The organism is Bradyrhizobium sp. S3.7.6 (genome assembly GCF_054061875.1).
Genome location: NZ_JBSSEQ010000001.1, coordinates 8260282 through 8286185 on the forward strand (window position 1 = coordinate 8260282; position 25904 = coordinate 8286185).

General features: G+C 65.2%; 28 protein-coding genes. 14 read left to right on the forward strand and 14 right to left on the reverse strand.

Going from position 1 to position 25904, the window contains the following annotated elements; translation table 11 throughout:
* Nucleotides 1-11 precede the first annotated feature (11 nt).
* On the forward strand, nt 12-266 hold the full coding sequence (locus ACVJ5M_RS39830) for a hypothetical protein (RefSeq protein ID WP_187387811.1): 255 nt from the start codon (nt 12-14) through the stop codon (nt 264-266).
* A gap of 87 nt (nt 267-353) precedes the next feature.
* Nucleotides 354-1193, forward strand: a complete 840-nt coding sequence (locus ACVJ5M_RS39835; protein ID WP_371496430.1) for a Crp/Fnr family transcriptional regulator — start codon at nt 354-356, stop codon at nt 1191-1193.
* 116 nt (nt 1194-1309) lie between these two features.
* Here ACVJ5M_RS39835 and ACVJ5M_RS39840 read toward each other — a convergent pair whose 3' ends face one another.
* The 3 genes from ACVJ5M_RS39840 to ACVJ5M_RS39850 form a co-directional block, all read right to left on the reverse strand.
* Nucleotides 1310-2335 carry a histone deacetylase family protein gene (locus ACVJ5M_RS39840; RefSeq protein WP_063985375.1) on the reverse strand — a complete coding sequence of 342 codons (1026 nt, stop codon included), beginning with the start codon at nt 2333-2335 and terminating at the stop codon, nt 1310-1312.
* A gap of 128 nt (nt 2336-2463) precedes the next feature.
* Nucleotides 2464-3405, reverse strand: a complete 942-nt coding sequence (locus ACVJ5M_RS39845; protein ID WP_063985376.1) for an SMP-30/gluconolactonase/LRE family protein — start codon at nt 3403-3405, stop codon at nt 2464-2466.
* Nucleotides 3362-5428: a PQQ-dependent sugar dehydrogenase gene (locus ACVJ5M_RS39850; protein WP_063986673.1), complete on the reverse strand. Its 2067-nt coding sequence runs from the start codon at nt 5426-5428 to the stop codon at nt 3362-3364. The genes ACVJ5M_RS39845 and ACVJ5M_RS39850 overlap by 44 nt, the downstream gene beginning before the upstream one ends.
* 207 nt (nt 5429-5635) lie before the next feature.
* On the opposite strand from ACVJ5M_RS39850, the gene ACVJ5M_RS39855 reads away from it, so the two are divergent.
* Complete coding sequence (locus ACVJ5M_RS39855) at nt 5636-5869, forward strand: DUF6894 family protein (protein WP_014497658.1); 234 nt, start codon at nt 5636-5638, stop codon at nt 5867-5869.
* 9 nt (nt 5870-5878) lie between these two features.
* A complete protein-coding gene (locus ACVJ5M_RS39860) occupies nt 5879-6055 on the forward strand; it encodes a hypothetical protein (protein WP_187387812.1) in 177 nt (58 codons plus the stop codon).
* A 21-nt stretch (nt 6056-6076) separates the two neighbouring features.
* Here ACVJ5M_RS39860 and ACVJ5M_RS39865 read toward each other — a convergent pair whose 3' ends face one another.
* A complete protein-coding gene (locus ACVJ5M_RS39865; protein ID WP_063985377.1) occupies nt 6077-6850 on the reverse strand; it encodes an enoyl-CoA hydratase-related protein in 774 nt (257 codons plus the stop codon).
* Nucleotides 6851-6969: 119 nt separating this feature from the next.
* On the opposite strand from ACVJ5M_RS39865, the gene ACVJ5M_RS39870 reads away from it, so the two are divergent.
* Complete coding sequence (locus ACVJ5M_RS39870) at nt 6970-8559, forward strand: gamma-glutamyltransferase family protein (protein ID WP_283018468.1); 1590 nt, start codon at nt 6970-6972, stop codon at nt 8557-8559.
* Nucleotides 8560-8650: 91 nt separating this feature from the next.
* On the forward strand, nt 8651-8881 hold the full coding sequence (locus ACVJ5M_RS39875; RefSeq protein ID WP_283018467.1) for a hypothetical protein: 231 nt from the start codon (nt 8651-8653) through the stop codon (nt 8879-8881).
* Nucleotides 8882-8937: 56 nt separating this feature from the next.
* Here the strand turns inward: ACVJ5M_RS39875 and ACVJ5M_RS39880 are convergent, their stop codons facing one another.
* The 4 genes from ACVJ5M_RS39880 to ACVJ5M_RS39895 are packed head-to-tail and all read right to left on the reverse strand — an operon-like array spanning nt 8938 to nt 12403.
* Nucleotides 8938-10224: an NAD(P)/FAD-dependent oxidoreductase gene (locus tag ACVJ5M_RS39880; RefSeq protein WP_063985379.1), complete on the reverse strand. Its 1287-nt coding sequence runs from the start codon at nt 10222-10224 to the stop codon at nt 8938-8940.
* Between the two features lie 12 nt (nt 10225-10236).
* Complete coding sequence (locus ACVJ5M_RS39885; protein ID WP_063985380.1) at nt 10237-10968, reverse strand: amino acid ABC transporter ATP-binding protein; 732 nt, start codon at nt 10966-10968, stop codon at nt 10237-10239.
* Nucleotides 10965-11618, reverse strand: a complete 654-nt coding sequence (locus tag ACVJ5M_RS39890; RefSeq protein ID WP_014497665.1) for an amino acid ABC transporter permease — start codon at nt 11616-11618, stop codon at nt 10965-10967. Before ACVJ5M_RS39890 ends, ACVJ5M_RS39885 begins: the two co-directional genes overlap by 4 nt.
* Nucleotides 11619-11644: 26 nt before the next feature.
* On the reverse strand, nt 11645-12403 hold the full coding sequence (locus ACVJ5M_RS39895; RefSeq protein ID WP_063985381.1) for an ABC transporter substrate-binding protein: 759 nt from the start codon (nt 12401-12403) through the stop codon (nt 11645-11647).
* Between the two features lie 179 nt (nt 12404-12582).
* Here ACVJ5M_RS39895 and ACVJ5M_RS39900 point away from each other — a divergent pair, with 179 nt between their 5' ends.
* Nucleotides 12583-13224: a helix-turn-helix domain-containing protein gene (locus ACVJ5M_RS39900; protein ID WP_063985382.1), complete on the forward strand. Its 642-nt coding sequence runs from the start codon at nt 12583-12585 to the stop codon at nt 13222-13224.
* A 159-nt stretch (nt 13225-13383) separates the two neighbouring features.
* Here the strand turns inward: ACVJ5M_RS39900 and ACVJ5M_RS39905 are convergent, their stop codons facing one another.
* Both ACVJ5M_RS39905 and ACVJ5M_RS39910 read right to left on the reverse strand, forming a co-directional pair.
* Nucleotides 13384-14649: a D-amino acid dehydrogenase gene (locus tag ACVJ5M_RS39905; RefSeq protein ID WP_063985383.1), complete on the reverse strand. Its 1266-nt coding sequence runs from the start codon at nt 14647-14649 to the stop codon at nt 13384-13386.
* Between the two features lie 70 nt (nt 14650-14719).
* Nucleotides 14720-16048 (reverse strand): aspartate aminotransferase family protein, encoded by a 1329-nt coding sequence (locus ACVJ5M_RS39910; protein ID WP_063986675.1) that lies wholly within the window; start codon nt 16046-16048, stop codon nt 14720-14722.
* Nucleotides 16049-16197: 149 nt separating this feature from the next.
* On the opposite strand from ACVJ5M_RS39910, the gene ACVJ5M_RS39915 reads away from it, so the two are divergent.
* Together ACVJ5M_RS39915 and ACVJ5M_RS39920 are read left to right on the forward strand one after the other, a co-directional pair.
* The gene (locus ACVJ5M_RS39915; RefSeq protein ID WP_231144261.1) at nt 16198-16746 is read left to right on the forward strand and encodes a cupin domain-containing protein; all 549 of its coding nucleotides are present in this window, start codon (nt 16198-16200) and stop codon (nt 16744-16746) included.
* A 146-nt stretch (nt 16747-16892) separates the two neighbouring features.
* A complete protein-coding gene (locus tag ACVJ5M_RS39920; RefSeq protein ID WP_166082130.1) occupies nt 16893-17045 on the forward strand; it encodes a hypothetical protein in 153 nt (50 codons plus the stop codon).
* Nucleotides 17046-17088: 43 nt separating this feature from the next.
* Here the strand turns inward: ACVJ5M_RS39920 and ACVJ5M_RS39925 are convergent, their stop codons facing one another.
* The 3 genes from ACVJ5M_RS39925 to ACVJ5M_RS39935 are packed head-to-tail and all read right to left on the reverse strand — an operon-like array spanning nt 17089 to nt 20892.
* Nucleotides 17089-19350 carry a xanthine dehydrogenase family protein molybdopterin-binding subunit gene (locus ACVJ5M_RS39925; protein ID WP_456679609.1) on the reverse strand — a complete coding sequence of 754 codons (2262 nt, stop codon included), beginning with the start codon at nt 19348-19350 and terminating at the stop codon, nt 17089-17091.
* On the reverse strand, nt 19343-20398 hold the full coding sequence (locus tag ACVJ5M_RS39930) for an FAD binding domain-containing protein (RefSeq protein WP_063985386.1): 1056 nt from the start codon (nt 20396-20398) through the stop codon (nt 19343-19345). The genes ACVJ5M_RS39925 and ACVJ5M_RS39930 overlap by 8 nt, the downstream gene beginning before the upstream one ends.
* Nucleotides 20395-20892, reverse strand: coding sequence for a (2Fe-2S)-binding protein (locus ACVJ5M_RS39935; protein WP_354099883.1), 498 nt, complete (start codon nt 20890-20892; stop codon nt 20395-20397). The genes ACVJ5M_RS39930 and ACVJ5M_RS39935 overlap by 4 nt, the downstream gene beginning before the upstream one ends.
* Nucleotides 20893-21131: 239 nt before the next feature.
* Here ACVJ5M_RS39935 and ACVJ5M_RS39940 point away from each other — a divergent pair, with 239 nt between their 5' ends.
* Both ACVJ5M_RS39940 and ACVJ5M_RS39945 read left to right on the forward strand, forming a co-directional pair.
* On the forward strand, nt 21132-21782 hold the full coding sequence (locus ACVJ5M_RS39940) for a TetR/AcrR family transcriptional regulator (protein ID WP_187388096.1): 651 nt from the start codon (nt 21132-21134) through the stop codon (nt 21780-21782).
* A gap of 65 nt (nt 21783-21847) precedes the next feature.
* Complete coding sequence (locus ACVJ5M_RS39945) at nt 21848-22255, forward strand: DUF4864 domain-containing protein (RefSeq protein ID WP_063985388.1); 408 nt, start codon at nt 21848-21850, stop codon at nt 22253-22255.
* Here the strand turns inward: ACVJ5M_RS39945 and ACVJ5M_RS39950 are convergent.
* Complete coding sequence (locus tag ACVJ5M_RS39950; protein WP_063985389.1) at nt 22252-23517, reverse strand: MFS transporter; 1266 nt, start codon at nt 23515-23517, stop codon at nt 22252-22254. The genes ACVJ5M_RS39945 and ACVJ5M_RS39950 overlap by 4 nt on opposite strands.
* 150 nt (nt 23518-23667) lie before the next feature.
* Here ACVJ5M_RS39950 and ACVJ5M_RS39955 point away from each other — a divergent pair, with 150 nt between their 5' ends.
* The 3 genes from ACVJ5M_RS39955 to ACVJ5M_RS39965 all read left to right on the forward strand — a co-directional run bounded on the left by ACVJ5M_RS39955 (nt 23668) and on the right by ACVJ5M_RS39965 (nt 25903).
* On the forward strand, nt 23668-24105 hold the full coding sequence (locus ACVJ5M_RS39955) for a hypothetical protein (protein WP_354099884.1): 438 nt from the start codon (nt 23668-23670) through the stop codon (nt 24103-24105).
* Nucleotides 24106-24184: 79 nt separating this feature from the next.
* Entirely contained in the window at nt 24185-24469 is a 285-nt protein-coding gene (locus ACVJ5M_RS39960; RefSeq protein WP_063985391.1) for a hypothetical protein, read from the forward strand.
* Nucleotides 24470-24478: 9 nt separating this feature from the next.
* Nucleotides 24479-25903 (forward strand): TolC family protein, encoded by a 1425-nt coding sequence (locus ACVJ5M_RS39965; protein ID WP_063985392.1) that lies wholly within the window; start codon nt 24479-24481, stop codon nt 25901-25903.
* Nucleotide 25904 lies beyond the last annotated feature (1 nt).

Here is a 25904-nt window from a genome sequence, read left to right on the forward strand (position 1 = left end):
TGATGGCCACAATGGCCACACTGAATCTCAAAGAGCTGAATTCGATCATCGAACTGTCCTCGGGAGGCCGGGCGCGTGCCGGCGGCAACGCTGGCCGGCACTATCGAAGGCGCGGCGCAACGCTTGAAGCAATTACTTGCGTCGCTGTCGCAGGACGTTCGCGTCATGATTCCGTCGCGCAACGACGCAAAGGATTTTCTCAGGACGGAGCCATGGACAGAGGAATCGTTTCGCTGCCGGTCGCCGCACACATCAAGCTTTGCTAAGTGATTTGGAACGATCGCAAAGAGATGGACATCGCACCACCGCCGCACTTACCTATTCGCAAGCCCCTGGAGAGCTGACGGATTGCGATGACCATACTCAAGGAAGCTGCCGCGACCGAGCCTGCCGCTTTCGCCGACCGGCCTCATGCAGGCGTTCCGTTCGACTGGACCGACCACAAGAAGACGCGGCGGGTCCGCAGCACACGCGCGAGGCCCGCAAGCTCGGCGCTGTTCATGAGCGAGACGATCGACGGGCTGAATGCCGGCGCGCATTTCCTCGACCGTTTGTCCGCGTCGGAGCAGGCGCGCGTGCACGCGGCCGGCCGCATCATCACGGTGCCGCAGGGCGAAATGGTATTCAGCCAGGGCGATGGCCACGACGGCATCTTCATCATCCGCCGCGGACAGGTGCGGGTCTACTACACCGCGCCGTCGGGCCGCGAGATCACGCTCGCCTATTGGACGCCGGGACATTTCATTGGAGGCCCCGAGATATCCGGCGGTGGCATTCACATGTGGTCGGGCATCGCCATCGAGGCCTGCGAGATTACGACACTCTCCGGCCCCGCGCTTGAGAAGCTGTTGACCAGCATGCCGAGCTTCGCGCTGGCGCTGATCGACGGCCTCATCGCCAAGGGCAAATGCTACTCCTCGATGGCGCAGATCCTCGGTACGCGATCGGTGATCGAACGGCTGGCGCAATTCCTGCTCACGCTGTCGGAATTGCATGGCACGGCCGACGGCGACACCATCGTCATCAACCGCAAGATCACCCATGACCAGATCGCGGCCATGGTGGGCTCGACCCGGCAATGGGTGACGATGATGCTGAAGCGTTTCCAGAACCGCCGCATCATCGCCATCGACGGCAGCACCATCCAGATCAGGCGGATCGACCTGCTGGAGCAGATTTTGTTCAAGGATTAGGCGCGGCGGGTTGTCTCCGTGCGCACGGTGACAGTCGAACTCGCGGAGAGTCCCCCTCACCCGGAATTTGCTTACGCAAATTCCGACCTCTCCCCGCAAGCGGGGAGAGGTAAACTTCACCGCGCCTCTTCAAACCCGGCCAGCACCGAGGTCAGGTTCGCGCCCAGAATATCCGAGAGATAGCCGCCCTCCTGCACGAACACGGTCGGCAGGCCCAGCTTCGCGATCGCCTGGCCGATGCGGCGGAAGCCCGGCGTGGTGACGGCGAGGCCCTTCAGTGGATCGTGCTCGGAGGCATCGAGGCCGAGCGCGATGACGAGGGCGCCGGGTGCAAAGGATTCGATCGCCTTGCGCGCGACATCCATCGCCTGGATGTAGCCGTCGTCACCGGTGCCGATGGCCAGGGGGATGTTGAGATTGGCGCCGAGGCCGGGTCCTTCGCCGCGCTCATGCGCGTAGCCCCACACATAAGGATAGTACGCGATGGGGTCAGCGTGGATCGACACCGTGTAGACGTCAGGGCGTGCGTAGAAGATTCCTTGCGTGCCGTTGCCATGATGGACGTCGACGTCCAGGATCACGACGCGCTCATGCTTGAGCCGCAGATGCGCGGCTGCGATCGCGCTGTTATTGAGGAAACAGAAGCCGCCGGCCATGTCGCGGTAGGCGTGATGGCCGGGCGGACGGCAGAGTGCATAGGTCGCATCCTCGCCGTCCATCACCATCTGCGCTGCCGTGACCGCAACATCGGTGGCAGCGCAGGCCGCGGCCCAGGTGCCGGGACCGATCGGCGCCGCGGTGTCGGCGGTGTGCCAGCCGAGCTTGCCGACGATATGAGTGGGATAGGTCGCGGCATGACGCACGGGATGGATGTTGCCGATCATCTCCGGGCCGGAATCGCCGAGCGCGGTCCAGGCGTCCCAGGCTTCGCTGAGGAACGACAGATATTCCGGGCTGTGAATCCGCGCACGCGGCCCCTGCCCGAATGTCGTCGGTTCGACCAGCTGATGCTTGCCGTCCTTCAACCCCTTGAGCAGGCGATCGGCGCGCTCGGGCTGCTCCGTGGTGCGCTTGACGACACCGCGAACCAGGAAGAATTGCGGATCGTGGCTGCGATGCAGTTCGGTATGGACGGCTTTCACTCAAACACTCCGTGGTCGCGTTGACGGTGCCCACAGATGTCTAAATGCCTGCGGCGGCCAGATGCAAGCAAGAAGAATGCCGCCGCTTTGGTGCTGCTCTGCGCCGGAGGCAGACCGCCCGTGATGCTCTAGCAGCGCCCGCGCTGGAGGCAGTGCTCGCGGCCCTGCTGGTCGGTGCGGAAGGACTCGACGAAGCCGCCCTGACGCTGGGTGACGAAGACGGTCTTGCCGTCGCTGCCGCCGAAGGCGAGATTGGTCGGCTCCTTGCCCTTCAGCGCGATCTCCCGCTCGACCGCACCATTGGGCTTCATCAGCGCGATGGTGCCCTTGAGGATGCGCGCGACATAGAGACGGCCGGCGACGTCGGTGCGCAGGCCGTCGACGGTGTCGGGCTGGAAGGCTTTGACGAGTTTTGCGCCGGTGAGCTCGTTACCGCGGACGGTGTAGGACCAGATTTCGCCGCTGCTGGATTCCCCGACATAGAGCGTCTTGCCGTCAGGGCTGAGGTCGATGCCGTTGGTGGTGCCCATCGCGCGCGGCGCGGGCATCACCTGCCCCTGCACCGTGCCGTCCGCAGATTTGGCGATGCGCCAGATGTGGCCTTCCCTGCCTTTCCAGTTCGGATCGCTCGCATAGATCGTGCCGTCGCGCGCGACCGTGATGTCGTTGGGCTGGTTCATCTCGTCGGAATGAAACCAGACGACGGGCTCGCTCGCGCCCTTCGGGATCGCGAAAATGTTGTGCTTCTTGTAGTCGGCGATGAACATGGTGCCGTCACGCGCAAAGCGGATGGCGTTGCCGACGCTGCCCGCGGGCAGTGCCGTAAACTGCTCCGAAGCCGCGCCGCCCACCGGCAGCTTGCCGATGGTGCCGGGCTTGCCAAAGTTGACCACGAAGAGATTGCCGTCGAGATCGGCCGCCGGCCCTTCGATGCCGAAGGTGTATTCGCCCGACGGCGTCACCTGCACGCTTTCGAACAGCTTTGTTTCAGCATGGGCCGGCGATGCCGCGATGACGAGAAGGAGGCTACTGCACAGGCACCAGAAATTCCTGCCGAATGTAATAGCCATCGTCGTCGCTGCACTCGCCATTCAGATAGGGATCGGCAGGCCGGAAGAATCGGCTGAAGCCGGGTTTGTCTACAGCGCTCCTTTGTGTCACGACAACGACCTTGCCGGCCGGTATTTCGCCGCATTCCTTGTTGGTCTTGCCAAAGAACTTGCGCTGCGGCGGGCCGGACTTGATCCGCATCCGCGTGCCCGGAACCATTTTCGCAACCAGCAGGTCCGCGGTATCGAGCAGGCGCGTGTAGCCAGGTTCGGTCCTGGGCAGGCTTTCGCCGCCCGGCGGCATCAGCTTCTCGGCGCCGATACCGCGCAGCCGCGTGCGCAGCTTCCCGGAGTCTGGATCGCCCGGATAGATCCAGCCGTCCTGCGACAGCATGAAGCGCAGCACCGTCGCGTCCTTTTCCGCATCCGATTGCCCTGCCTTCAGGCCGAAATCCGAGTGGCAGCCGACGCAGTGCTTTTCGACGAGCCCCTTGCGCAGCGTGGTGAGCCGGACACTGTTCTGCGCGTCTTTGGCGACGAAGGCCGCGAGCTGGTCGATCATCGCCTGGCTGCGCATGTCGCAAGGCAACGGCGGCGGATCGCCAGCAGCGCGATCGATGCGGATTACCGTCTGGTTCTTGTCCTCGACCAGCCAGATTGCGCCGTCCTCTGCGACCGTCATGCCGACGGGCGCTCCTTGCGGCCGCGCGCCGTTGACGCGGTGCCAGCCTGCGATCAGTTCGTCGAATGGCGCGGCGGCGACTTCTCCGGCGTCGGTCTGAAAGCTGTGGGTCGGATCTGCCGCGCAACTGACGTGGTAACGCACCGGCGCCGGGGCGGGCTTCGGGAAGCCATGGTCGTCGACGTCATAGAAGAGGACGCGGCTGCCGGTCGGACGATAGCCGTGCAGGCCGACTAGCAGCTTGCCTTCCAGCTCCGGGAATTTCGCGCCGTGATAATAGAGCATCGCCAGCGGCGCGCCGTGCGGCGGCATCAGAGAGAACGGTGCCTTGTAGAGCGCATTGGCCGTGCAGAGCGACCTGTAGACCCCGGATTGCAGCACGGGCTTGAATTCGGGGCTCGGCGTCGACAGGTCGTAGCAATAAGGCCAGCCATAATGCCTGCCCTGCTCGATCGCGTTGATCTCCTCGTTCGGCTTGAAGATGTCGGGCAGATCGCGGCCGTTCTCGCCCTGCAGGAAGGCGTAACCAGGATCGGGAAAATTCGGATGCAGCGCCAGCGCCATCGAGTTGCGCAGGCCGCGCGCATAGACGGTGTGCGGCGGGTCGGGATCGGCCGGCTTCAGCGCCGGGAAGATGCCGCCTGCGGGCGGTGTGAACAGCCAGATCGAGGCCATCGCGGACGCGCCCTCGGCCGCCGCGCATGGTTTTGTGATCGGCGCCGACGTGATGCAGTCGTCGCTGTGCGAGCCGACATTGACGAACAGCCGCCCGTTCCCGTCAAAGGCGAACTGCTTGAGCGGATGGGCACTCTCGTCGAGCCTGGTGCCGTCAGGCAATGTGATCCGGCGGCCGGGCATGTGCCGGATGATGGTCTCGACCGTGCTGCGGGGATTGTCGGCGAGCGGATCGAACCGGAAGATCGTCTCCGCGGTCGAGGCGTACAGCTTCTTGTCCGGGCCAATCACGAGACCGAACGGATATTCGATTGCGGTCAGCAGCTCCTTGAACCGCTGCCCCTGCGGCGCATGCGGATCGAGCAGCAGCAGCCGTCCATCGGTGTGGCCCCAGCCCCCCATGTCGGCGACCACGAACAGGTCACGGCCTGGCACCTGGATGATCGAGCGCGGAAATTTCAGGCGATCCTCTTCGCTGGCGACGAGACCGGCGCAGAATCCCGCCTTCATGTCGATCTGGATTCTGGGAAAGGCGAGATCGCCGCTGCCACAGGTTTCCGTGCCGATCGCGTAGCCGCTTTTCCTCACCGGCTCGGAGGAGGCTCCCGGGGCAAGACCGAACAGCGCTCCGGCGACGATCGCCGCAAACAAGCTTCGGCGTTCATGCCAGAATGTGAGCTGGTTCACGGCGATCCCCCGGACTTTCGGTCCAAAGTTGTTCCATGCCATGGGAACGCCGTCCAGTTGATCATCACCCCCCTGTGATCAAACCCGCTCGGGCCTTCGCAGCGACCAATCTCCGTAGATTCCCTTACCGGGCTCGCCCCGAATGTTTCGCGAAGGCCTCGGGTGGTATCGGTTTGCCATCCCAGTCGCTCCCGACAGGAGACGCATATGGTCCAGGTCTATTTTCACTGCTCCAACACCGAAGGCACGCTGATCGATCGCAGCGGCACCGCGGTGGCCAGCCTGACCGAGGCGCGTGACCGTGCGGCCCAGATCATGCACTCGATGATCTACACCCCGGGTGCCGAAGACTGGCGCGACTGGGTGATCCATGTCAGCGGCTCCGACGGCGAGGAGATCTTCGACCTTCCCTTCACCGCCATGCTCGGCAAGCCGCATTGAGGTGATGCCGTGCTGTTCGCTTCATTAACCCTGCTCTGCCAGCCCCTCAACTTCGTCGCCACCAAGTGGCAGAAGCTGGTGCGGATCGCAGGCAACCCCTACCGCCCCGAACTTCACTACATGCGCGGGCCTGGCCCGAAATGGCACGCCAAATATCAGGCCAGCCGGCTGGACCGCGGGCTCTGAGCGCAGTCCGCGGCTGCTCCTCTACTTCCCCGTAAACTTCGCCTTGCGCTTCTCGACGAAGGCGGTGCGGCCTTCGATGGCGTCGGCGCTCTTGCGGATCGTGGCCTGAACCTCGATCTCGCGGCGGAACTGCGCCTCGTAAGCCGCATGCTCGCTCTCCTCGACAAGCGCACGCGTTGCGACCAAAGCGCGCGTCGGGCCGTCCGCCAAACGGCGCGCCAGGACCAGCGCCTCGTCCATCAGCTTCGCGTCGTCGACGACCTGCCGCACCAGGCCGATCTCCTGCGCACGTTCGGCCGTCAGGGGCTCGTTCAGCAACATCAGCTCGAGCGCGCGCTGCCGACCGACCAGCCGCGGCAACAGCCAGGTCGAACCGAGATCGGGCACCAGGGCGATCCGGCTGAACACCTGGATGAAGCTCGCCGACCGCGCCGCAACAATCATGTCGCCGGCCATCGCAAGGCTGAAGCCGCCGCCGGCCGCGACGCCGTTGACGGCGACCACGACAGGCACGCGGCATTCGCGCAACGCCTTGAACGCGGGCCAGTAGAACCGCATCACGCCGGCGGCGATGTCCTCGCCCAGCGCTTCCGATGCCTTCAAATTCTGTCCTGAGCAAAATCCGCGCCCCGCGCCGGTGAGGATCAGTGCGCGAATGCCCTCATCCCCAGTCATCTCGGCGACGGCGGCGGCGAGCGCGCCGAGCAGGTCCGGCGTCATCGCGTTCAGACTCGCCGGCTCGTCGAGCGTCAAGATCCCAACCGCGCCATCCCGCGCCTGTTTCACACCTGCCATGTCTCGTCTCCCTTTGGATTTTCTCGTTGGCGGCAATGTGCCATCCTTCGCACGCCCCGCCAATGCTGCAGCTTCCGCGTGAAGCCAGAACAACCGAATCCAGAGATCAAGACGACATCATGCCTCATCAGTTCAGCCTCGCCCAAGCCGTCCGCAAACCCGCCGTCACATCCAAGGGCGGCATCGTCGCCTCGCAATCGCGACGGGCGGCCGAAGTGGGCGCGCAGGTGCTGGCGGCGGGCGGCGACTGCGTGGACGCGATCGTCGCGACCACCTTTGCGCTGAACGTGCTGGAGCCCTGGAACAGCGGCATCGGCGGCGGCGGCGCCATGGTGCTCTACCGCGCCAAGGAAAATCGCACCGAGGTGATCGACTACGGCATGTGCGCGCCACAGAGCCTGCGCACCACCGACTACCCGCTCAGCGGCGAAGGCGCGGCCTCCGATCTGTTTCCCTGGCCGCGGGTGAAGGACGATCGCAACATTCACGGCCCCGGCTCGGTCGCCGTGCCCGGCGTCGTCGCCGGCATGGAGGAGGCACATCGCCGCTACGCCAAGATGCCGTGGAAGGATCTGGTCGCGCCGGCCGCCGCGCTCGCCGGCGAAGGCCTGCTGGTCGATTGGTGGACCACGCTGACGATCGCGGCATCGGCAGCCGATCTCAGGCGCTATCCCGCGAGCGCGGCCACCTTCCTGAAGGATGGCCTGCCGCCGAGCGCGCCGTGGGGCATCAAGTCCGAGACGCGGCTGCCGTTGGCCACGTTGAAGGCGACGTTGTCGCACCTCGCCGCTGCCGGTCCGCGCGATTTCTACCAGGGCGATCTCGCCAAAAGCATCGCATCCGACATCAAGGCCGACGGCGGCTCGCTGTCGGTGGAGGATCTCGCCGCGTTTCGCGCCCATCTGCGCGAGCCGCTGGCGATCCCCTATCGCGGCGGCAAGGTGTATGCGACGCCGGAGCTCACGGCCGGACCGACAATGGCGCATGCGCTGCGGCTGTTGCAGCAGAGTCTGAAGCCGGGAAGCGCACCCGACGCGACCACCTACAGCGAATATGCGGTGGCGCTGCAAGCAGCCTTCCGCGAGCGGCTCAAGGACATGGGCGATGCCGACGGCAAGCGATCGCTCGGCGCCGAATATCTGGCGCCCGCCTGCACAACGCATTTCTCCGTGGTCGACCGCCACGGCAACATCGCAGCGGTCACGCAGACGCTGCTCTCGTCCTTCGGCTCGAAATACGTGACGCCGCACACCGGCATTGCCATGAACAACGGCATCATGTGGTTCGACCCGACGCCGGGCACCACCAACTCGCTCGCTCCCGGGAAGCGCTGTCTCTGCAACTACACGCCCGTCATCGCCGAAACGAAGGACGGCAAGCGTCTCGCGGTCGGCGCCTCCGGCGGCCGCCGCATCCTGCCGTCGGTGATGCAGCTCGTGTCCTTTGCGATGGATTACGGCATGGACCTCGACACGGCCATCCACCAGCCGCGGATCGACGCAAGCGAAGGCGCGGTCGTGATCGGCGATATCAGACTGCCGGCAGACGTGCGCAAGACACTTGCCGCACGCTTCGATTATGAAGAGACGCAAGTGCAGGCCCTGCCGCAGAAGTTCGCCTGCCCCAGCGTGGTGATGCGCGAGGACGATACGAATTCGGGCGCGGTCGAGATCTTCCAGCCCTGGGCCGACGCTGTCGCCGAATCCTGAGCGTCACGACTCCTCCGCATTTGCACGCGACACCGCGATCGATGTTCGTTCGTCGAACGGACAGATGCGTGCCTAACAGGAGAGATTTCGGATGAAGAAACTTGCGCTCGCCGCAACACTGATCATCGCGGCCGGCTTCACCATGCCAAACGCCGCATTCGCCAGGGGCGGCCACGGACATGGTCATGGCCATGGCCACGGCCATCATGGCGGATACCATGGACATCGCCATGCCACTCATCTCGGATGGCACCACGGGCGCAAGGTCGGCTGGCGCGGCAGGGGCTGCCCGCCCGGCCTGTGGAAACAGGGTCGCTGCTGACGCCCTATCTGCAAGTCATGCAAGGCGTCGCTCCTGACGGGGCGGCGCCTTCTTCTTCAAACGCCCAGCCGATCCCGCACCCGGCCCGTGATCACAGCAGTCGCAACCCCCAAGGGCCAAAATGCGTGCATCGGAATCGGCTTGATACCCGTGACGGGCATGTCGATCTCAGCCTTGGCACCGCCGATCAGCCGGCGCGCGAGCTGCGCGCCCATCGCGGTCGAGAGCGCGACGCCGCGGCCATTGCAGCCGAGCGAGATCAGGACGCTCTCCGCCGGCTCGTGCACATGCGGATAATGATCCTTGGTGATGGCGAGCCGGCTGTTCCAGCCATGCGTCCAGGCGGCGCCCTTGAGCTGCGGCCATAGCCGCTCGGCATAACGCATGAGATAGGCGACGTCGTTGGGCGACTTGATCCAGCGCATCGGGCCGCGGCCGCCCATCAGCAGGCGGTTGTTTTGATCGATCCGATAATAGACGGTGATATGACCGCTCTCGTAGAGCACCGGCCGTGTCGGCATGATCGAGCGGGCGACCGCGTCGGAGAGCGGCGCGGTGGCGGCAATCGAAGAGAATACCGGCACGATGGTACGGCGGAGCGCCGGCCAGAGATCGTCGGTGAAGCCGTTGGTGGCGAGCAGGACCTTGTCGGCATGCACCACCGCGCGCGGCGTCTCGATGCGCCAGCGCGCGCCGTCGCGACGCAGCGACAGCGCCGGCGTTTCGCCATGGACCTTCGCGCCCGCGGAAATCGCGGCGCGCGCGAGGCCACGGGCGTAGCTGAGCGGATGCAGATCGCCGCCGCGCGAGTCCAGCATGGCGCCGATGTAGCGGTCCGTGCCGGTCATCTCGCGCAACTGCTCGCGGTTCAGATATTGCACCGGCATGCCGCGGCGCATGCATTGCTGCGCCGTCTTCTCGATCGCGGCGGCGCTGGCCTCGTTGTAGGCCGCGCGCAGCGTGCCATTCTGCCGCGCTTCGCAGGGGATCTGGTAACGGCGGATCAGGTCGTGCGTGAAATTGGTCGTGCCGTAGGAGAAGTCGATCATGCGGCGGCCGAGCTCGGCGCCGAAATCGGCCTCGATCTGATCGGGGTCATGCTTCAAGCCGGGATTGGTGTGACCACCATTATTGCCCGATGCGCCCCAACCAGGTTCCTGCGCCTCCAGCACCAGCGCCTCGACACCTCGCTCCGCCAGATGCAAGGCCGTGGACAGACCGGTGTAGCCGCCGCCGACGATCGCGACGGGGACGGTCTTGTCCGCGTCGAGCGGCGGCGTGGCAACCGGCGCGACGGCGGTGTCGGCATAGAGCGAGGGCGGCAGAGGCAGGCGCGTAGTCATGACGAGGACCGATCAGAGCGGATGCAGCACGCGGCGCAAAAAGTCCTGCGTGCGCGGGTGCTGGGGTTGATTGAGGACGGCCTTCGCCGCGCCCTGCTCGACGATGACGCCGCCGTCGATGAACAGCACGCGGTCGGCGACGTCGCGGGCAAAGCCCATCTCGTGGGTGACGACGACCATGGTCATGCCGTCATCGGCGAGCTTGCGCATCACGCCGAGCACGTCACCGACCAGTTCGGGATCGAGCGCCGAGGTCGGCTCGTCGAACAGGATCGCCTTTGGCTGCATCGCGAGCGCGCGCGCGATGGCGACGCGCTGCTGCTGGCCGCCGGAGAGCTGCGGCGGATGCGCGTCGGCCTTTTCGGCGAGGCCCACCTGACCGAGCAGCGCGCGGCCGCGCTCGAGCACCTGCGCACGCGGCTCCTTCTTTACAAAGAGCGGGCCTTCGACGACGTTTTCCAGCACGGTGCGATGCGGGAACAGGTTGAAGCGCTGGAACACCATCGAGACCTGGGTGCGGACCTTCACGATGGAGGACGCATCGCGGTCGACCTTCAGTCCCTCGACGTTGATCTCGCCGCGGTCGTAGCTTTCCAGCCCATTGATACAGCGCAGGATCGTCGACTTGCCGGAGCCCGAGGGGCCAATGATGCAGACCACCTCACCCTTCTGGACGGAGGCCGTGATGCCCTTGAGCACCTCGTTCTGGCCAAAGCTCTTGTGGACGTCGGTGAGCTCGATCATTTCTTGCCCGCCCGCTTCTCGAAGTGACGGACCAGCAGGATCAGCGGGATGCTCATGGTGAGATACATCAGCGCCACCAGCGTGAACACATTGGTGTTCTTGAAGGTCGAGGATGCGATCAGCTTGCCTTGCAACGCGAGCTCGGCGACCGTGATGGTGGAGGCTTGCGACGAATCCTTCAGCATCATGATCATGACGTTGCCATAAGGCGGCAGCACGATGCGCACCGCCTGGGGCAACACCACGCGGCGCATGGTGAGCCACCAGCCCATGCCGATCGACTGCGCCGCCTCGATCTGGCCCTTGTCGATCGCCTCGATGCCCGCACGGAAATTCTCGGCCTGGTAGGCCGAATAGGCGATGCCGAGCCCGAGGATCGCGGCCTGCAAGGCCGACAGCGTGACGCCGAGATCCGGCATCACGAAATAGAGGTAGAACAACAGCACGATGATCGGGATGCCGCGGATCACGTTGATCAGGCTGGCGCTGAGCATCGACAGCACCTTGATGCCGGAGACCCGCATCATCGCCCAGATCAGACCCAGCACCGTCGAGAGCAGCAGCGAGCCGATGGTGACGACGATCGTCAGCGCGACACCGCTCATCAGGATCGGGAAGAATTCGACGGCGTCGTGCCAGAAGCCTTTCATCGGTCAGCCTTACCAGCCTCTGTCGATCAACCCTGCGCCTTCTGACCCCACTTCTCGAGGATCTTGTCGATGGTGCCGTTGGCCTTCAGCTTCGCCAACGAGGCGTTGATCTTGCCGAGCAGCGCGGCCTCGCCCTTGCGGACGCCGATGCCGACCGAGCCGACGGTGACGGGCTTGTAGCCGTCGACGAGACGTACCTCAGGGAAACCACCCTGCTTCAGATTGTAGGCGAGGATCGGATAGTCGGCGTAGCCGGCCTTGAGGCGACCGGTGTTCACGTCGCGCAGGATGTCAGGGATGGTGTCGTAGGCCTTGACGTCGGCGAACAGGCCGGACTTCTTCAGCGCATCGACGAAGGCGGTGCCGACCTGGGCGCCGACCGTCTCGCCCTTCAGATCATCCTGCGTGGCATAGGCCTTGGTGTCGCTCTTCGGGACCACCAGGCCTTCGCCGTAGGTGTAGATCGGATCGGAGAAGTCGACGACCTCCTTGCGCGGCGCGGTGATGAACATCGCCGCCGCAATCATGTCGATCTTGCCCGATGTGAGCGACGGGATCAGCGCCGAGAACGCCATCGGCTCGATCTGCACGCTGAGGCCGGCGTCCTTGCCGATCTCGGTGACGATGTCGACCATGATGCCCTGGATGGTGTTGGTCTTGGTGTCGAGGAAGGTGAAGGGAATGCCTGTCGGCGTCGAGCCGACCTTCAACGCCTGCTGCGCCGAAGCCGGCATCGCCGCTGCAATCGCGAGCGCCGCGACCGCGGCCAGACCAAAACGCTTCATCGCATCCCCCTTTGGGCTTGGCCGATGTCGGCGCTCGCGCATGTCGTGATCAGACGTTGCGGGCCAAGCCGTTTCGGCCTATTTTCACCAATATGAAAATTTGGTCACACTTTCGCGGGCGATGCAAGCGGTTTTCATGCACATGAAGGAAGCGGTTTGACGTGAGCGGTGGCAAAAGAATGCGCAAACCGGCCGCCGCAAAGCCGGCGAAGGTGAAAGCCAAGGCTACCACCAAGCCGGCCGAGCCCGCGATGGATGTCGCGGTCGGCCGCCGTATCCGCGATCTCAGGCGTGTCAGACAATTCTCGCTCGAGACCGTCGCGGCGCGCACCGACCTGTCGATCGGCTTCCTCAGCCAGATCGAGCGCGGCCTGTCGTCGCCATCGCTGCGCGTGCTGGCAACGCTCTCCGACGTGCTCGGCGTCGGCATGGCCGCTTTGTTCGGTGCGAGCCCAAGTCCCGACGGTGCCTCCGACCAGGTGGTGACGCGCGGGCTTCAGCGGCCGGAACTGAAACTCTGGCGCAGCGGAATTTCGAAGCAACTGCTGAGCGCTGCGGGCAGCGACAACCGGCTCAACCTGTTCCTGGTGCATATCGATCCCGGCGGCTCCGCGGGCGACGAACTCTATACCCATGACGGCGAGGAAGCCGGCCTCGTGCTCGAAGGCGAGATGATGCTGACGGTGGACAGCGAGACGTGGTCGCTGAAGACGGGCGACAGTTTTCGGTTCGCTAGCCGAAGGCCGCACCGGTTTTCCAATCCGGCCAATGATGCGAAGGCTGTGGTGCTGTGGGTGAATTGCGTGACGGGCGCGGGGTAAGCCCGTGCTCACCTTCCACCGCGCACGGCGAAAGTAAGAAAAGCCGCGACGTCTCCACATCGTCATTGCGAGCGAAGCGAAGCAATCCAGACTTTCTCCGCGGAGGCACTCTGGATTGCTTCGTCGCTTCGCTCCTCGCAATGACGGGCGGATGGAGTCTTAGCCGAACCGATACTTGTACCGGTCCACCGTCAGCGCACTCACATCGACCTCCGGCTTCCTGCCCGACAGCATGTCCGCGAGCACGCGGCCGGAGCCGCAGGACATGGTCCAGCCGAGCGTGCCATGGCCGGTGTTGAGGTGGAGGTTGCCGTATTGCGTCGGGCCGATCACCGGCGGGCCGTCCGGCGTCATCGGACGCAGGCCGCTCCAGAACGTCGCCTTGGAGAGATCGCCGCCGCGCGGGAACAGATCGGTCAGCGAGTGATCGAGCGTGGCGCGGCGGGCGTCGTAGAGCTGGCTCGAATAGCCGGATATCTCGGCAGTGCCGCCGACGCGGATGCGATTGCCGAGGCGGGTGATCGCGACCTTGTAGCTCTCGTCCATCACGGTCGATTCCGGCGCGCCGGAGGCGTCCTTGATCGGCACCGTGATCGAATAGCCCTTCACCGGATAGACCGGCAATGAGATGCCAAGCGGTGCAACGAGCCGCGACGACCAGCTTCCGAGCGCGAGAACGTAGGCATCGGCCTGCAACGAGCCCGCACTGGTCACGACACCACTGACGCGCGCGCCATCCGTGACGATGCGATCGATGCCGGTGTTGAACATGAAGCGCACACCGAGCGCTTCGGCATGCTTGGCCAGCGCCTGCGTGAACATGTGGCAGTCGCCGGTCTCGTCCTGCGGCAAGCGAAGCCCGCCGGCGAACTTCTCCTTCACGGCGGCGAGCGCCGGCTCGACCGCGATGCAGCCCTCCCGGCTCAACACCTCGAAAGGAACGCCATACTGCTTGAGCACGGCGATGTCCTCACCGGTGCCATCGAGCTGCGCCTGGTGGCGGAAAAGCTGCAGCGTGCCCTGCGAGCGCTCGTCATACTGGATGCCGATGTCGCGGCGCAGGTCGCGCAGGCAATCGCGGCTGTATTCCGCGATCGGGATCATCCGGCTCTTGTTGACCGCGTAACGCGCGCTGGTGCAGTTGCGCAGCATCTTGGAGAGCCAGACCCACATGACAGGATCGAGCTTCGGCCGGATCACCAGCGGGCCGTGCTTCATCAGCAGCCATTTGATCGCCTTCACCGGCACGCCGGGACCGGCCCAGGGCGACGAATAGCCGGGCGACACCTCGCCCGCGTTGGCGAAAGAGGTCTCCAGCGCCGGCTCGGGCTGACGGTCGACGACCGTCACCTCATGACCGGCACGCGCAAGGTAGTAGGCAGAGGTGACACCGATGACGCCGCTGCCGAGGATCAGAACTTTCACGCTTCGTCAAACTCCCGCGGCATCACGCTCGCCGCTGCAAGAACAAACTCCGCAACGGCGAGAGCAATTATCAGGCCACCCGCTTGATGGCGTCGCCGAGGATCGAGACCATATCGTCGATATGGCTCTTCTCGACGATGAGCGGGGGCGACAGCGCGAAGCTATCGCCGCTCATGCGGAAGTACAGACCGCGATTGAAGCAATCGACCATGACGTCGTAACCACGCGCGCCGACCGCACCGTCACGCGACGACAGCTCTACCGCGCCCATCAGGCCGCAATTGCGGATGTCGACGACGTTCGGCAGACCCTTCAGCGAATGCAGCGCATCGCCCCAGTATTCGGCAATCGACGCACCGCGCGTCAGCAGGCCCTCGTCCTTGTAGATGTCGAGCGTCGCGATGCCGGCGGCGCAGGCCGTCGGATGCGCCGAATAGGTGTAGCCGTGGAACAGCTCCATCTGGTTCTCCGGGCCGACCATCAGGCCGTCGTGAACCTTGCGGCTCGCGAACACCGCGCCGCAGGGAATGGTGCCGTTGGTGATGCCCTTGGCCGTCGTCATCAGGTCCGGCGTGACGCCGAAGAAGTCGGCGGCGAATGGCGTGCCGAGGCGGCCGAAGCCGGTGATGACCTCGTCGAAGATGAGGAGGATGCCGTGCTTGTCGCAGATCTCGCGCAGGCGCTTGAGATAGCCCTTCGGCGGCGGCAGCACCGCGGTCGAGCCCGGCACCGGCTCGACGATAACGGCCGCGATCGTCTCGGCGCCGTGCAGGCCGACCAGACGCTCGAGATCGTCGGCGAGCTCGGCGCCATGCTCAGGCTGGTCCTTGGCGAAGGCGTTGCGGGTGAGATCGTGGGTGTGGCGGATGTGGTCGACGCCCGGAAGATGGGTGGCGAAGGCGCGGCGATTGGCGACCATGCCGCCGACCGACATGCCGCCGAAGCCGACGCCGTGATAGCCGCGCTCGCGGCCGATCAAACGGGTGCGGCTCGCCTGGCCGTTGGCGCGGTGATAGGCGAGCGCGATCTTCAGCGCGGTGTCGACCGACTCGGAGCCGGAGTTAGTGAAGAAGATGCGGTCGAGGCCCTTCGGCGCGATCTCGGCGAGACGCTCGGCGAAGTCGAATGCCAGCGGATGGCCCATCTGGAACGACGGCGCGAAGTCCAGCGTCATCAGCTGGCGCTCGACCGCTGCGGCGATCTGCTTGCGGCCGTGACCGGCATTGACGCACCAGAGGCCGGCGGAGCCGTCGATCACCTTGCGGCCGTCGACGGTGGTGTAGTGCATGCCCTCGGCCGAGGAGAACAGGCGCGGCGCCTTCTTGAACTGACGGTTGGCCGTGAACGGCATCCAGAACGAGTCGGTCTTGATAGTGTTCGGAATCTGATGAAGGGTCACGGGCCACGCTCCTTTGCTGACGGGATAGCAGAGGCACGGCTTCGGAAGCGCAACAAGTCCTTTTCTGGTCACCTGCAAGCCATTGATTTCACTGGGGCTGCCGGTCCATATTTGCGCGATCCGCAACACCTGCAACAGGGACCAGGGGCATGAGCGTCGACATCGGTAGACGGCTGCGATTCATCCGGGCGCACCACAAGCTGTCGCAGCGCGAGCTCGCCAAGCGCGCCGGCGTCACCAATTCGACGATCTCGCTGATCGAATCCAACCAGATGAACCCGTCGGTCGGCGCGCTCAAGCGCATCCTCGACGGCATCCCGATGGGGCTCGCCGAGTTTTTCGCGCTGGAGCCGGAGTCACGGCGCAAGATTTTCTACCGCGCCGAGGAGCTGACCGAGGTCGGCAAGAAGCCGATCTCGTATCGCCAGATCGGCGACAATCTGTTCGGCCGCAGCTTGCAGATCTTGAAAGAGCGATACGAGCCCGGCAGCGACACCGGACGCGTTCACCTCGTCCATGACGGCGAGGAAGGCGGCATCGTAATCTCGGGCAAGCTCGAAGTCACCGTCGAGGACGAGCGCCGCATCCTCAATCCCGGCGATGCCTACTACTTCGAGAGCCGTCGCCCGCATCGCTTCCGCTGCGTCGGCGGCAAGCCGTGCGAAGTGATCTCGGCCTGCACGCCGCCGACGTTTTGAGGCGCATCGACATTATCCGGAATCTTACGGAGTGCCCCGGTATCTTACGGATCTTGAGGCATCTCAATCTCCGCGCGTCGACCCTCTATATGTTGCGAACCCAAGCCGAGAGACATTCCGGCGCCGCTTCATAACTGGGCTCGAAGATGAAGATCACGCTCGCCAATGCAGAGGCCGCGCTCGATGAAGTGCAGCGCGACACCGACAAGCTCCATTCGCAGGAGCTGCGTAAGGCTATTGCCGACTACATCGAGACGCAGCGAGAAGCGCTGAAGGCGCTCCGCAAGAAACTGCATTAGCAGGACGCGGCGGAACGAGAAGATCTCGTCCCGCCTTTTTGCCTCAGCGCTGCGTCAACAACTCCTCGATCTTGATCGGAAAGCGGCGGACACGCACGCCGGTCGCATGCCACACCGCGTTGGCGACCGCGCCGGCGCTGCCGGTGATACCGATCTCCCCGACGCCCTTGATGCCGAGCGCATTCACATGCGGATCGTGCTCCTCGACCATGATCACGTCGAGCGGCGGCACGTCGGCATTCACGGGGATATGGTACTCGCCGAGATTGGCATTCATGATCCGGCCGCTGCGGCGGTCGGTGATGGCTTCCTCATGCAGCGCGAAGGACATGCCCCAGATCATGCCGCCGAACAGCTGGCTCTTCACCAGATGCGGATTGACGATGCGCCCCGCCGCGAACGCACCGACCATGCGGGTGACGCGGACCTGGCCGAGCTCGGGATCGACCTTCACCTCCGCAAACACCGCACCATGCGCGTGCATCGCATACTCTTCCATCGCCGCAGGGTTCGGCGCTCCGGTGCCGCGGGCTTCGAGTTCGGCAACGCCCGCGCGCGCGAGGATCTCGACGTAGCTCTCGCCACGGGTCTCGTCGTCGCGCCGGATCAACCGGCCATCGCGCGCGATCACGCCGGCATTGCCGGCACCAAACAACGGCGAGCGCTCGTCGTTGGTGGCGAGATCGGCGAGGTTTGCGACGACGGCCGCACCGGCACTGTGGATCGCAGCACCCGCGGTCGCGGTGTGCGCCGAGCCGCCGGCGATGCCCGCGTCGGGCAGGTCGGATGAACCAGCCTTGAACTCGACACGGTCGATGTCGAGCCCGAGTTCGTCGGCCGCGATCTGCGCGAGTGCCGTCCAGGCGCCCTGCCCCATGTCATGCGCGCCGATCTCCATCGCGCCACTACCGTCGCGGCGGAGCACCGCGCGCGCTTCGGCCTGGAACATCAGCGCCGGGAAGGTCGCGGTGCCCATGCCCCAGCCGACGAGAAGGCCAGCATCGTCGCGCATCTGCCGCGGCTGGAGCGAACGCTTCGACCAGCCGAAGCGCGCCGCGCCCTGCTCGTAGCAAGCACGCAGCGCCTTGGACGAAAACGGCTTGCCAGTGATCGGCTCGACCTCGGCGTAGTTCTTCAGGCGGAAAGCCAGCGGATCGATGCCGCAGGCCCAAGCCATTTCGTCGATCGCGCTTTCGAGCGCGATCGAGCCGGTGGCCTCGCCGGGCGCACGCATGAACAGCGGTGTACCGGTGTTGACGCGCACGGCGTCATGCGAGGTGCGGATTGATGGGCTGGCATAGAGTGTATGCGAGGCGTCCGCCGCGGGCTCGTAGAAATCGTCGAACGTGCTCGACACGGTCCGGGCGTGATGATCGAGCGCAGTCAGGCGCCCTTCGCCATCCGTGCCAATGCGCAGCCGCTGACGCGTCGGTGCACGGTGACCGACCGGGCCGTACATCTGCTCACGGCGCAGTACGAGCTTGACCGGCTTGCCGACCAGCTTTGCGGCCATGATGCCGAGGACCGGCGGACCAGCCATCAGCCCCTTCGAGCCAAAGCCACCGCCGAGGAACGGGCTGCGGATGTGGATCTTGTCATGCGCGATGCCGAACAATTCGGCAACGCGCGCAAGCGACAGCATCAGACCCTGGGTCGGCATGTCGATCTGCAGACTGTCGCCATTCCATGCGGCCACAATCGCATGCGGCTCCATCGCGTTGTGATATTGCGGCGGCGTTTCGTAAATCGCGTCGATCTGCTTCTCGGCCGCGGCAAGACCCGCCTCGACATCGCCGAGGTGATTTTCGGTGGGGTTGCCGACGCCCACGACCGGCGGCACGTAACTCTCGCCGGCATCGAGGCCGACCAGCGCGGGCAGCGTCTCGTAGCGCGGCGCCAGCAGCACCGCGCCTTCCGTCGCTGCCTCCAGCGTCTCGGCGATCACGACGGCGATGGGCTGGTTGGCGTAGCGGACCTCGTCGCTTTGCAACACCTCCATCCGAAACACGAACGGATTGGTCTTGATTTCCGGATCGATTGCGAGCTGCGGCTTGTGGTCTGGTGTCATGACGTCAACGACACCGGGATGGCGTTTTGCGGCGGCGACATCGAGCGAGGTGACGCGGCCACGCGCGATGCTGGCGACAGCCATCACGGCAAACAGCATGCCGGGCGGATGGTTGTCGGCGGCATAGGTCGCCTGCCCCTTGACCTTGAGGACGCCGTCACGGCGGGTCAGCGGCTGACCGATGTTCGAGCCGTGGCGCAGATGGGCGGGAGAGCTGGATAGATTAAGCTCAGGCATGGATGGCTCCGGACGTCGAGGCAAAGGGAGAGGCCGGCAGCGCGGGAATACGCGCGGGCGTACCGGCAGCGGCAAGGGTCAGCGCGCGCACGACGATGCGGCGTGCGAGCTCGATCTTGAAGGCGTTGTCGCCGGACGGCTTTGCGTCGGTAAGCGCGCGCCAGGCGGCTTCCTGAAAAGCGTCGCTCGTCGGCGCGACGCCCTTGAGCACGTCTTCCGCGGCACGGGCACGCCAGGGCTTTGCGGCGACGCCGCCGAGCGCCAGCCGCGCCTCCGCGATCTTGCCGTTCTCGATCCGCAACGCCGCCGCGGCCGAGACCACGGCGAACGCGTAAGACGTGCGCTCGCGAACCTTGAGGTAGCGCGCATGCGTGGCGAAGCCGCGCGCCGCGGGCGGCAGGCGCACCGCGACGATGAGGTCGCCGGGTTCGAGCCCCGATTCACGCTCGGGCGTGTTGCCCGGCAGACGATGCAGCGCGTCGAGCGCGATCTCGCGGCGGCCGTTCCTGCCCTCGATCTCGACGACGGCATCGAGCGCAAGCAGGGGTACGCAGAAGTCCGACGGGTGCGTGGCGATACAGCTCTCGCTCCAGCCGAGCACGGCATGGGTGCGGTTCTCGCCCTCACGGGCGTCGCAGCCCGAGCCGGCCTCGCGCTTGTTGCAGTGGCTGGCGGTGTCGTAGAAATACGCGCAGCGCGTCCGTTGCAGCAGATTGCCGCCGACGGTCGCGGCATTGCGCAGTTGCGCGGACGCACCGGACAGCAGCGCTTCAGCGACGGCCGGGTAGGATTTCGCGAAGTTTGCGTCATGCGCGAGATCGGCGTTGCCCACCAGCGCGCCGATGCGCAACGATCCGTCAGCGAGAGTCTCGATCTGATCGAGCCCATCGAGATGCGTGACATCGACCAGACGATCCGGCCGGCTGACGCCGCCCTTCATCAGATCGAGCAGATTGGTGCCGGCGGCGAGATAGGCAGTACCCGGCTGAGCGGCCGCCGCGACGGCCTCGGCCACTGTGGCCGGCCTGATATAATCGAACGGTTTCATGCGGAGCGCCTCTGATTGGATTCATCCATGCCGGCCTGGGCTTCCAGCACGGCATCGACGATGCCGGCATAGGCGCCGCAGCGGCAGAGATTGCCGCTCATGCACTCGCGGATGCGCTCGGGATCGTTGCCGGCTTGCGCCTCTTGCATCATGCCGATCGCGCTCATGATCTGGCCGGGCGTGCAGAAGCCGCACTGAAAGCCGTCATGGGCGATGAAGGCCGCCTGCACGGGATGAAGCTGGTCGCCGCGCGCCACGCCTTCGATGGTGAGGATGTCGGCGCCATCATGGCTGATGGCGAGAGCAACACAGGAGTTGATGCGCTTGCCGTCGACGAGAATGGTGCAGGCGCCGCACTGGCCGCGATCGCATCCCTTCTTGGTTCCGGTCAGATGGAGGCGCTCACGCAGGAGATCGAGCAGCGTGACGCGCGGATCGTCGAGGACGAAATCGCGCCGCGCACCGTTCACGGTGAGGCTGATGGAGTGGTTCATACAAGGCTCCGATCAGATATGGACATGAGTCATCAGCCAGCGCGCCACCTCCGTGGCCGCCGTCGATATGCGTTGGCCAGGCGGAACCCGGCCAACATCTCAAGGAAGATACGGAGGCACCCTCCGGTTAACAAGGGCTGCCCGAAAATATTTGGAATTCGTCGAAAGCCCGTGCGCATACAACGCGATGCAGCCTTGCTAGGGTTCAATCTAACCAATTCGTGATCTACATTACCGCCATGGACGACCAGACCGACCAGATTCGGAAGCCCCGCGCCGACGCCGTGCGCAATCGCGAGCGCGTGCTCGAGGCGGCGAAAATCGTGTTCAACGCGGGCGGTCCCGAGGCGAGCCTGGAAGCCGTCGCCAAACGCGCCGGCGTCGGCATCGGCACGCTCTATCGGCATTTTCCGACTCGCGAGGATTTGTTCGAGGCGGTGTACCGGCGCGAGGTCGAGCAGCTCAGCGAGCTCGCTGAGCAATTGAAGAATGCCAAGGACCCGGTCGACGCGCTGCGGCGCTGGCTGCGCTCCAATGTCGAATTCGTTGCCACAAAAAAGGGCATGTCGGCCGCGCTGGCGCTGACGTTCCAGAGCTCGTCGGAACTCGCGGCGTTCTCGATGGACCGGCTGACCAAGGCGATCGGCTCGCTGCTCGACCGCGCGGTCGCGGCCGGCCAGATGCGCGGCGATGTCAGCCCGGAGGATCTGCTCAGGGCACTCGTCGGCATGTGTTACATGCACGACCAGCCCGGCTGGCAATCCTCGGTACTGCGCATGCTCGACGTGTTCGTGGACGGGCTGCGGGTGCAGCCGGCCGGCAAGTCCGGCACCAAGACCAAGGCGCGCGCCGCCAAGCCCGCAAAGCCCGCGGTGAAACGGAAGCGATAGCACGCCGTATTTCGCTGAGGTCGTGCTAGGATTGGCATCGCCGGGATTTCAACGCAGAGCCTGTCATGCGCATCGCCGCCTTGCTCGTCGCTATCAGCGTTATCTTCAGCTCCGTCTCAGCACGCGCCGGCGACGTCTCGGCGGCGCAAGGCGTGATCAGCGCCCAGGAACAGGCTCTCGCGCGCGACGATGCTGCGGCGGCCTATTCCTACGCCGCACCGGCGATCAAAGAGATATTCCCCGCCCCTGATATCTTCATGTCCATGGTGCAAAACGGCTACGCGCCGGTCTACCGGCACAAGAGTTTTGAATTTGGCGAGAGCAGGAGCGAAGGCAACTGGATCTCCCAGCACGTCCACATCATCGATGCCAATGGCGAAGCCTGGGAGGCGCTGTACACGCTCGAGCAGCAGGCGGACGGCAGCTACAAGATCACCGGTTGCTCGCTGCTGAAGGTGGGACGAGAAGTCTAGGTCGCAAAACCCGGTCCCGTCTTGACCGCGTTCATTCGCGACCGGATCAGCAGCGTCAAGACGATACCGACATTGAGGGCATTCCACGCCACGCCGTTCGCGAACGCCGCAGCGTAGGAGCCCGTCGCGTCGAAGATGACGCCCGACACCCAACCACCGAAGGACATGCCGAACACCGAGGCGAAGATCACGATGCCGACGCGGGTTGCCGCCTCGCTCGCCGGCATCGCCTCGCGCACGATGATGGCGTAGCTCGGCACGATGCCGCCCTGAAACAGGCCGAACATCGCGGAGATCAGATAGAGCGAAGTCAGGCTGTCGAAGAACAGATAGAACACCAGTGCAAAGCCCTGCGCCAGCGATCCGACCAGCAGCGTGCGGATGCCGCCGATCTTGTCGGCAAGGTAGCCCGAGCCGATGCGGCTGACGATGCCGCAGGCCATCATCAGCGACAGCATCTCGGCGCCACGCGCCACGCCGTAACCGAGATCGCCGCAATAGGCGACGATGTGCACCTGCGGCATCGCCATGGCGACGCAGCAGGAGATGCTGGCGATCGAAAGCAGCACGGTCAGCGTATTGGTCGAAAGCTTGAGATCGACTTGCGGCGGCCGCGCATTGGCGTGATTGCGGACCTTGTCGTCGCCGATCTGTGCGCGCAGGACCAGCACCAGGATCGTCATCAGGACCACGCAAACGAGGGCGATGCCGATATGCGTGGTGCGCCAGCCGATCGTCTGCATGCCCTCGCTGATGAGCGGCGGCCACATCGTGCCCGCGACGTAATTGCCGCTCGCGACGATGGTCACGGCAAGTCCGCGATAGCGTTCGAACCAGTGCGAGGCCTCCGCCATCAGCGGCGCGAAGGTCGCCGAGGTGCCGAGCCCGATCAGGAAATAGGCCGCGACGAACTGCCAGAGCTGGGTCGAGAGCCCCGCCAGCACGTTGGCAACGCCGATGAAAGCGATGCTGATCGCCATCGCCGGCACGATGCCGAACTTGTCGGTGATCTTGCCGGCGATCACGCCGCCAAGGCCGAAACCGAACATCATCAGTGTGAAGGCCAGCGACACAGCTGCTCGCGTGGCGGCGAACTCGGTCTGCACGACGGGAATCACCACGACGACCGCCCACATGCCGACGCCACCGATCGAACCGATCAGCAGCGCAAGCAACAGCCGCACCCAAGCCTGACGCGAATCAGGGGTGAATGAGGCCGGTCTCTGTTCTGGAAGATTTGGCGCGTGCACGGGCCGGACCATGTTCGCTGATCGCCGCGCGGTCAAGCATCGTGCCGCGATATTGGGCATGCGCGGTGCACTGCGGTAAGAAGATGCTTGGCGAAGCCGCGCTTTGCCATTAGTTTGCAATCTGCGTGTGCAAGATTGCCGCGCGAGGAGCCTGTCGGCGGAATGCTGTTGCGATTAACGCGATCGATGCGGATCAGGGTGGGGCGGATCATCGCCCTCGCCTATTTGTTCTGCGTGCTCGCTCCGGCAGCAGCCCTCGCCTGGGGCAGCGGCCCGGCGCCGTGCCTCGACGACGCGCTCCTCGCCGATCTCGTGCCGGTGCATCACCAGATGCAGGCCGGCGACGTGCATGACGGTGTGCCGCATGACCACGCAGGCATGCACGCGCATCACCAGACTGCCGCACAGGATGCGCCCGCCCAACATCACCATGACGGCAAGGCTGGCCCGTGCTGCGCGATGATGTGCGTGAGCGCGCTGCCGGCCGACCTGCCCGGCGTCGCCAAGCCGCTGCAGCCGATTTCCGCCTGCGCGCCCGAGATCGTGGTCAGCCTGCACAGCGCGGCGCCGTCTCAGCACTACCGCCCTCCCATCGCCTGATCTGACGCGACGACGTCAGGGCCGCACGTGCATCCGCGCGCGCGAACCTGTGGTCTCTACGACAGATCAAGGATGACTCATGCTTACGCTTTCCGGGGCGAAGTTCGCCGCCGCATCCGCGGCGCGTGGACGACACTTTCCATTGAAATGGCCGCTGCTGGCCGTGCTTGCACTCGCGCTGTCGGGCTGCATGCCAGCAACGACGCAAATTGCCGGCGCCGATCCTGCCGATCCTGCGGCAAAGGTCGCACGCGTCGGCTATCGCTCGACGATTGCGCCCTACACCAGCCTGCGGCCCGCGACGCCGGGGCCATGGCGCGACCGCAACGACGCTGTCGCACCGCAGCCGAAGCAAGACCGGTAGGGGCGCGCCATGACGCATCATTTTGCGCGGGGCCTGCTCGTGCTCACTGCGCTGGGACTCTCCGGCTGCATGGCATTCTCGCCGGACGGAGGCATGACGACGGTCTCGGACCTCACCAGCCAGACCATCAACAAGGACGTCGCCTTCGTGCGAACGGCCGAAGGCGCGGAGGCCGTCAACGCGGCCGTCCGCCGCTTGCTGGCACGCACGCTGACCACCGAGACGGCCGTGCAGATCGCGCTGCTCAACAACAAGGGACTGCAAGCGACCTATAACGAGCTGGCGCTGGCCGAGACCGAGTTGGTCGAGCAGAGCCTGCCGCCCAATCCTGTGTTTTCGATCTCGCGCATCGCAGGCAATGGCGCGAGCGAGATAGAGCGTCAGGTAGTTGGCGACATCCTCGCGCTGGCCACCCTGCCGTTCCGCTCCGACATCGCCCGCGACCGTTTCCGTCAGGCGCAATTGCGCGCGGCGTTGGCGACGCTGCGGCTGGCCGCAGATGTCCGGCGCGCCTATGTCCGTGCGGTCGCCGGCAACGAAATGGTGGCGCTGCTCACCGACGCGAAGGCGACGGCGGAATCGACGGCGCAGCTCGCGGTCAAACTCGGCGAGACCGGCTCGATCAACAAGCTCGACCAGGCCCGCGAGCAGGTGTTTTATGCCGAGACCACGGCCGACCTCGCAACCGCGCGGCAGGCGGCAACGAGCGTCCGCGAAAGGCTCGCGCGCCTGATGGGGCTGTGGGACGGCGGCCTCGACTTCCGTCTGCCCGATCAACTGCCGCCGCTGCCGCGCCGGCCGCAGGCACTGCCCTCGATCGAGGCCGATGCGGTGGCCCATCGCATCGATCTTCAGACCGCGCGGCTGGAGCTAACGGCGCTGGCAAAGTCACTCAACCTCACCGAGGCGACGCGCTTCGTCACGCTGCTCGACCTCGCCGGCATCTCCCGCCGCACCCAGGATCCCGAGGGCCCGCCGTTCCGCGAACGCGGTTTTGACGTGCAGTTCCAGATCCCGATCTTCGACGGCGGCGAGGTGCGGGTGCGGCAAGCGGCGGAGACCTACAATCTCGCCTTCAACCGCCTGACCGAGCGCGCCGTCAACGTCCGCTCCGAGGCGCGCGATGCTTATCGCGTCTATCGCTCGACCTACGACATCGCCAGCCACTATCAGCGCGAAATCCTCCCCTTGCGAAAAATCATCACGGAGGAGATGCAGCTGCGCTTCTCCAGCATGCAGGTCGATATTTTCGCGCTGCTCACCGAAGCGCGGCAGCGCCTGGCGTCGCTGCGCGGCGCGATCGATGCCAAGCAAAAATTCTTCCTCGCCCAGTCCGACCTCCAGACCGCCGTCAACGGCGGCGGCGCGCCTGCGTCGGGCGGCGACACTTCAACCACCATCGCCGCGGCAGCGCCTGCCGATGGCGGTCACTGAG

Bases quoted from the DNA above. Each gene is read 5' to 3' on its own strand.
- ACVJ5M_RS39830 (WP_187387811.1), top strand. From the start codon at position 12: ATGGCCACACTGAATCTCAAAGAGCTGAATTCGATCATCGAACTGTCC.
- ACVJ5M_RS39835 (WP_371496430.1), top strand. From the start codon at position 354: ATGACCATACTCAAGGAAGCTGCCGCGACCGAGCCTGCCGCTTTCGCC.
- ACVJ5M_RS39845 (WP_063985376.1), bottom strand. From the start codon at position 3,405: ATGGCTATTACATTCGGCAGGAATTTCTGGTGCCTGTGCAGTAGCCTC.
- ACVJ5M_RS39855 (WP_014497658.1), top strand. From the start codon at position 5,636: ATGGTCCAGGTCTATTTTCACTGCTCCAACACCGAAGGCACGCTGATC.
- ACVJ5M_RS39865 (WP_063985377.1), bottom strand. From the start codon at position 6,850: ATGGCAGGTGTGAAACAGGCGCGGGATGGCGCGGTTGGGATCTTGACG.
- ACVJ5M_RS39870 (WP_283018468.1), top strand. From the start codon at position 6,970: ATGCCTCATCAGTTCAGCCTCGCCCAAGCCGTCCGCAAACCCGCCGTC.
- ACVJ5M_RS39875 (WP_283018467.1), top strand. From the start codon at position 8,651: ATGAAGAAACTTGCGCTCGCCGCAACACTGATCATCGCGGCCGGCTTC.
- ACVJ5M_RS39880 (WP_063985379.1), bottom strand. From the start codon at position 10,224: ATGACTACGCGCCTGCCTCTGCCGCCCTCGCTCTATGCCGACACCGCC.
- ACVJ5M_RS39885 (WP_063985380.1), bottom strand. From the start codon at position 10,968: ATGATCGAGCTCACCGACGTCCACAAGAGCTTTGGCCAGAACGAGGTG.
- ACVJ5M_RS39890 (WP_014497665.1), bottom strand. From the start codon at position 11,618: ATGAAAGGCTTCTGGCACGACGCCGTCGAATTCTTCCCGATCCTGATG.
- ACVJ5M_RS39895 (WP_063985381.1), bottom strand. From the start codon at position 12,403: ATGAAGCGTTTTGGTCTGGCCGCGGTCGCGGCGCTCGCGATTGCAGCG.
- ACVJ5M_RS39900 (WP_063985382.1), top strand. From the start codon at position 12,583: ATGCGCAAACCGGCCGCCGCAAAGCCGGCGAAGGTGAAAGCCAAGGCT.
- ACVJ5M_RS39915 (WP_231144261.1), top strand. From the start codon at position 16,198: ATGAGCGTCGACATCGGTAGACGGCTGCGATTCATCCGGGCGCACCAC.
- ACVJ5M_RS39920 (WP_166082130.1), top strand. From the start codon at position 16,893: ATGAAGATCACGCTCGCCAATGCAGAGGCCGCGCTCGATGAAGTGCAG.
- ACVJ5M_RS39925 (WP_456679609.1), bottom strand. From the start codon at position 19,350: ATGCCTGAGCTTAATCTATCCAGCTCTCCCGCCCATCTGCGCCACGGC.
- ACVJ5M_RS39930 (WP_063985386.1), bottom strand. From the start codon at position 20,398: ATGAAACCGTTCGATTATATCAGGCCGGCCACAGTGGCCGAGGCCGTC.
- ACVJ5M_RS39935 (WP_354099883.1), bottom strand. From the start codon at position 20,892: ATGAACCACTCCATCAGCCTCACCGTGAACGGTGCGCGGCGCGATTTC.
- ACVJ5M_RS39940 (WP_187388096.1), top strand. From the start codon at position 21,132: ATGGACGACCAGACCGACCAGATTCGGAAGCCCCGCGCCGACGCCGTG.
- ACVJ5M_RS39945 (WP_063985388.1), top strand. From the start codon at position 21,848: ATGCGCATCGCCGCCTTGCTCGTCGCTATCAGCGTTATCTTCAGCTCC.
- ACVJ5M_RS39950 (WP_063985389.1), bottom strand. From the start codon at position 23,517: ATGGTCCGGCCCGTGCACGCGCCAAATCTTCCAGAACAGAGACCGGCC.
- ACVJ5M_RS39955 (WP_354099884.1), top strand. From the start codon at position 23,668: ATGCTGTTGCGATTAACGCGATCGATGCGGATCAGGGTGGGGCGGATC.
- ACVJ5M_RS39960 (WP_063985391.1), top strand. From the start codon at position 24,185: ATGCTTACGCTTTCCGGGGCGAAGTTCGCCGCCGCATCCGCGGCGCGT.
- ACVJ5M_RS39965 (WP_063985392.1), top strand. From the start codon at position 24,479: ATGACGCATCATTTTGCGCGGGGCCTGCTCGTGCTCACTGCGCTGGGA.